The sequence below is a fragment of the Lysobacter xanthus genome (assembly GCF_047159895.1).
Window position 1 is genome coordinate 1 of record NZ_BAAGAB020000110.1, and the last position, 4,424, is coordinate 4,424.

General features: G+C 69.5%; 5 protein-coding genes. 1 reads left to right on the forward strand and 4 read right to left on the reverse strand.

Annotated features, from left to right (window positions below):
• The 4 genes from thiD to ACY35P_RS14945 form a co-directional block, all read right to left on the reverse strand.
• A partial coding sequence (thiD, locus tag ACY35P_RS14930) for a bifunctional hydroxymethylpyrimidine kinase/phosphomethylpyrimidine kinase (RefSeq protein ID WP_462116626.1) occupies positions 1-625 on the reverse strand: 625 nt, incomplete at its 3' end.
• The gene (locus ACY35P_RS14935) at positions 622-2,019 is read right to left on the reverse strand and encodes a PhoH family protein (protein ID WP_462116627.1); all 1,398 of its coding nucleotides are present in this window, start codon (positions 2,017-2,019) and stop codon (positions 622-624) included. The genes thiD and ACY35P_RS14935, both read right to left, overlap by 4 nt.
• A 76-nt stretch (positions 2,020-2,095) precedes the next feature.
• Positions 2,096-2,578, reverse strand: coding sequence for a peroxiredoxin (locus ACY35P_RS14940; protein WP_462116628.1), 483 nt, complete (start codon positions 2,576-2,578; stop codon positions 2,096-2,098).
• Between the two features lie 77 nt (positions 2,579-2,655).
• On the reverse strand, positions 2,656-3,216 hold the full coding sequence (locus tag ACY35P_RS14945) for a glycine cleavage system transcriptional repressor (protein ID WP_462116629.1): 561 nt from the start codon (positions 3,214-3,216) through the stop codon (positions 2,656-2,658).
• Positions 3,217-3,380: 164 nt separating this feature from the next.
• Between ACY35P_RS14945 and dapA the strand changes: the two genes are divergently transcribed.
• On the forward strand, positions 3,381-4,283 hold the full coding sequence (gene dapA / locus ACY35P_RS14950) for a 4-hydroxy-tetrahydrodipicolinate synthase (protein WP_462116630.1): 903 nt from the start codon (positions 3,381-3,383) through the stop codon (positions 4,281-4,283).
• Positions 4,284-4,424 lie beyond the last annotated feature (141 nt).

Here is a 4,424-nt window from a genome sequence, read left to right on the forward strand (position 1 = left end):
CGTGCGCTTCGAGATCGAGTCGTGGATGTTCGAATCGCTCCACGCGCCCGCCCTGCAACGCGAGCGTGTCGATCACCGCACGCCCGCCGCGCAGGTGGCCGCCCTTGACCAGCGCGCCCCTGCAGCCGCGGGCGAGCAGCGCCCGGGCCGCCTCGAGTGCGTCGTCGGCGTCGACGATGTGCCGCGCCAGCAGAACCTCGGCTTCAGGGATGTTCGGCGTGACGATCGTCGCCATCGGCAGCAGGCGGTCGAGCAGGGCGCCGACGGCGTCCGGATCGAGCAGTGCCGCGCCCGAAGTCGCCACCATGACCGGATCCAGCACGACCGGCACCGGATGCTGGCGCTCGAGCGCATCCGACACCGCGTTGATCACGACGGCGTCGGCGAGCATGCCGAGCTTCACCGCCCGGATGTCGAAGTCGGCGAAGCAGGCGTCGATCTGCTCGGCGATGAAGGCCGGGTCCGTCACCGCGACGCCACTCACCCCGCGCGTGTTCTGCGCGGTGAGGGCGGCGATCGCGCTGAGGCCGTGCACGCGGTGCGCGGCGAACGTCTTGAGGTCCGCCTGGATGCCCGCGCCGCCGCCGGAGTCGGAGCCCGCGATGGTGAGTACCGAGATCGTCACAGGACGTCGGAAGCGAAATCCGCCAGGCGCGAACGCTCGCCGCGACGCAGGGTGATGTGCGCGCTGTGCGGCCACGCCTTGAACCGGTCGACCACGTAGGTGAGGCCCGATGTCGTTTCGGTGAGGTAGGGCGTGTCGATCTGCTCGAGGTTGCCGAGGCAGACGATCTTGGTGCCCGGGCCGGCCCGGGTGATCAGCGTCTTCATCTGCTTCGGCGTGAGGTTCTGCGCCTCGTCGAGGATCAGGTAACGCGACAGGAACGTGCGGCCGCGCATGAAGTTCATCGAGCGGATCTTGATGCGCGAGGCGAGCAGGTCGTTCGTGGCCGCGCGTCCCCAGCTGCCGCCTTCCTGGTTGCTGGTGAGCACCTCCAGGTTGTCGGTGAGCGCGCCCATCCACGGCGTCATCTTCTCTTCCTCCGTGCCCGGCAGGAAGCCGATGTCCTCGCCGACGCTCACCGTCGCGCGGGTCATGATGATCTCGCGGTAGATCTGCTGGTCCATGGTCTGCGCGAGGCCGGCCGCCAGCGCCAGCAGGGTCTTGCCGGTGCCGGCGGTGCCAAGCAGCGAGACGAAGTCGACTTCAGGATTCATCAGTGCGTTGAGCGCGAAATTCTGCTCGCGGTTGCGCGCCGTGATGCCCCACACCGCGTGTTGCTTCTGGCGGAAGTCGTCGACGATCTGCAGGCGCACCTTCGACTCGTCGACCTCGACGACGCGCAGTTCGGCCTCTTCCTCGCCCGGCAGGTGCAGGAACTGGTTGGCGTACCAGTCGTCGCCGTCCTGTCGCGCGATCTCGTAGAACGTCCGGCCGCGCTCCGTCCAGGAGCGCAGGCCCTTGCTGTGCCGGGACCAGAAGTCCTCGGGCAGGCCGGTCACGCCCGTGTAGAGCAGGTCGAGGTCGGTGAGCGCCCGATCGTTCTCGTAGTCCTCGGACGTGAGGCCGGCGATGGCGGCCTTGATCCGCAGGTTGATGTCCTTCGAGACGAGCACGACCTCGACGGCGCCCTCGCGCGCCTGGAGGGCTTCGACCGCGCCGAGGATCGCGTTGTCGGGAACGACCGCGCCGAACTTCGGCGTGATCGCGTTCGCTTCCGTCTGGAAGCGCAGCCGGCCCACGCTTTCCGGGCCGCGCAGGTTCAGGCCTTCGGGCTGCAGCAGCGGCACGCCGGCCGTCAGCGCCTCGTGGCCGCGCGACTGGATCAACTCGTTGAGGTAGCGGCTGGCCTGGCGCGCGTTGCGGCTGGCCTCCGACGTGCCCTTCTTGCCGCGGTCGAGCTCCTCGATCACCTGCATCGGCAGGTAGACGTCGTGCTCCTCGAACCGGAACAACGCGGTCGGGTCGTGCATCAGGACGTTGGTGTCCAGCACGTAGATCCGCTTGCCTGACGTCATCTGCTGCTCCGTGATGCGCGCCTGTCGCGCGCCGACAAGGGCACCATACCGCCCGGTCGCCGGTGGGTGAAGGCGCTCAGGCGGCCTGCAGCTCGCGCAGCCGCGCGAGCACGGCGTCGGCGTGCCCGGCGACCTTCACCGGGCGCCAGGCGTGCGCCACGCGGCCCTCGGGGTCGATCAGGAAGGTGCTGCGCTCGATGCCCAGCACCTTGCGCCCGTACATCGACTTTTCGCGGATCACGTCGAACGCGCGGCAGGCGGCCTCGTCGCCGTCGCTGACCAGGTCGAAGGCGAAGCCCTGCTTCGCGCAGAAGTTCTGGTGCGATTTCACCGAATCGCGCGAGACGCCCAGGATCGTCGCCCCGGCTTCGGCGAACGCCGCGAAGCGTGCGTTGAAGTCGAGGCCTTCGGTCGTGCAGCCGGGCGTGCTGTCCTTCGGATAGAAGTAGAGCACCAGCCAGCGTCCGCGGTAGTCCGCGAACGAGGCGGAAGCCCCGGTCGAGAGCGCGAAGGTCAGGTCGGGAACCCGGTCGCCGGGCGCGATCGTGTTGGCGGTCATGCGGGTCGTCCTCGTGGGCGGTCGCTCGGCACTACGTGCGGGGACGGCGGCAGGATGCGCGCACCGCGCCGGCGCGATCAGAACTTCATCGGATCCATGATCGCGTCGAGGTTCAGGTGATCGCAGAATTCGAGGAAATCGTCGCGAAGGGCGGCGATGTGCATGCTCGACGGCACGCCGATGGTGAGCTGCGCCGAGAACATGTCCGCGCCCGTCTGCATCGCGCGGTAGCGCGAGCAGTGCAGGGTCTCGATCGTGATGCCCTGGCGGTCGAAGAAGTCGGCCAGCTGGAACAGGATGCCGGGCTTGTCCGCGGCGACGACCTCGACCACGTACGGCAGCAGGCTCGACTGCACGGGCTTGGGGCCGGTGCGGTACCAGACGAGCTTGAGCCCTTCCTCGCGCTCCAGGCGCGTCAGCATGGCCTCGAGCTTCGCGACGGAATCCCACGAGCCCACCGCGAGCGCCGTGACCGAGACGTCGCGGCCCACGGTCGACAGGCGCGCGTCCACCATGTTGCAGCCACTGTCGGCGATGCGCCGGGTGACCATCAGCAACGGCGACGCGGGGTGCGTCGTGTACGCATTGATGATCAGGTGGTTTTCGTTCGGCGACGGCCGGGCAGCGGTGTCGTTCAAGGCGGCGCCTGCGCAGGGGAGGGAGGATCCGGCGGAACTGCCGGCGGGAAAACCCGCTTCGGCGGGCCCGACAGGATACTTGCCGCCGGTTTTTCGCCGCAAGTAACATCCGGACGCGCATAATTCGCGTCCCACCGACCGTACCGCGCCCGCGGAGGCCTTCCTTGCGACTGAGCGGCAGTATCACCGCGCTGGCGACGCCCTTCGACGCGTCCGGCGAACTCGACCTCGACGCCTGGCGGCGCCTGCTGCGGATGCAGCTCGAGGGCGGCACGCAGGCCATCGTGGTCGCTGGTTCCACCGGCGAAGCCGCGGCACTTCTCGACCCCGAGTACGACCTTCTGCTGCGCATCGCCGTGGAGTCCGTCGGCGGCCGCATTCCGGTCCTCGCGGGCACCGGCCTGTCGAACACGCTCAAGACGATCGAACTCACGCGCCGTGCCGCGGCGCTGGGCGCGGATGCCGCGCTCGTGGTCACGCCCCCGTACGTGCGGCCGACGCAGGCGGGGCTCGTCGCGCACTATCGCGCGGTCGCGAACGACGCGGCATTGCCCGTCGTGCTCTACAACGTGCCGGGCCGCACGGGGTGCGACCTGCTGCCGGAGACGGTCTCCGAGCTCGCGGGCCATCCGCGCATCGTCGGCATCAAGGAAGCCCGCAACGAGCCGGAGCGCATGACCGCGCTCCTCGCCCTGCGCGATCCCAACTTCGCGGTGCTGACCGGCGACGATCCCACCGCCTGCCGCGCGATGCTGCTGGGCGCGGACGGGGTGATTTCCGTGGCCTCCAACGTAGTGCCGGCCATGTTCCGCCGCCTTTCCGACCTGGCGCGCGCCCGCGATCCGCAGGCGCAGGACGTCGACGCCTCGATGGCGGAGCTCTACGACTTCCTGGGCGTCGAGCCCAATCCGATTCCGGTCAAGGCGATCCTCGCCAGGCTCGGGATCGGGCAGGGGCTGCGCCTGCCGCTGACCGACCTGTCGGCGCCGTACGCCGAATCCGCGACCCGGATGGCTGGCCTCGTCCAGCAACTCGAAACCGCCTGCCTCGGCGCCGCCGCGGCCTGAACCCGGAGCTTCCATGTCCTTTACGTCCGTCACCGTCCGCGCCTCGCTCCTGGCCGCGACGATCGCCCTCTCCACGACCGGCTGCGGCTGGTTCCACAAGGGCAACAAGCTCTCCGCCGGCTCGGCCGCGACGCGCCCGCT

What these genes read in the sequence shown, in the direction of transcription:
- ACY35P_RS14935 (WP_462116627.1), bottom strand. Translation starts at nt 2,019, where the DNA reads ATGACGTCAGGCAAGCGGATCTACGTGCTGGACACCAACGTCCTGATG.
- ACY35P_RS14940 (WP_462116628.1), bottom strand. Translation starts at nt 2,578, where the DNA reads ATGACCGCCAACACGATCGCGCCCGGCGACCGGGTTCCCGACCTGACC.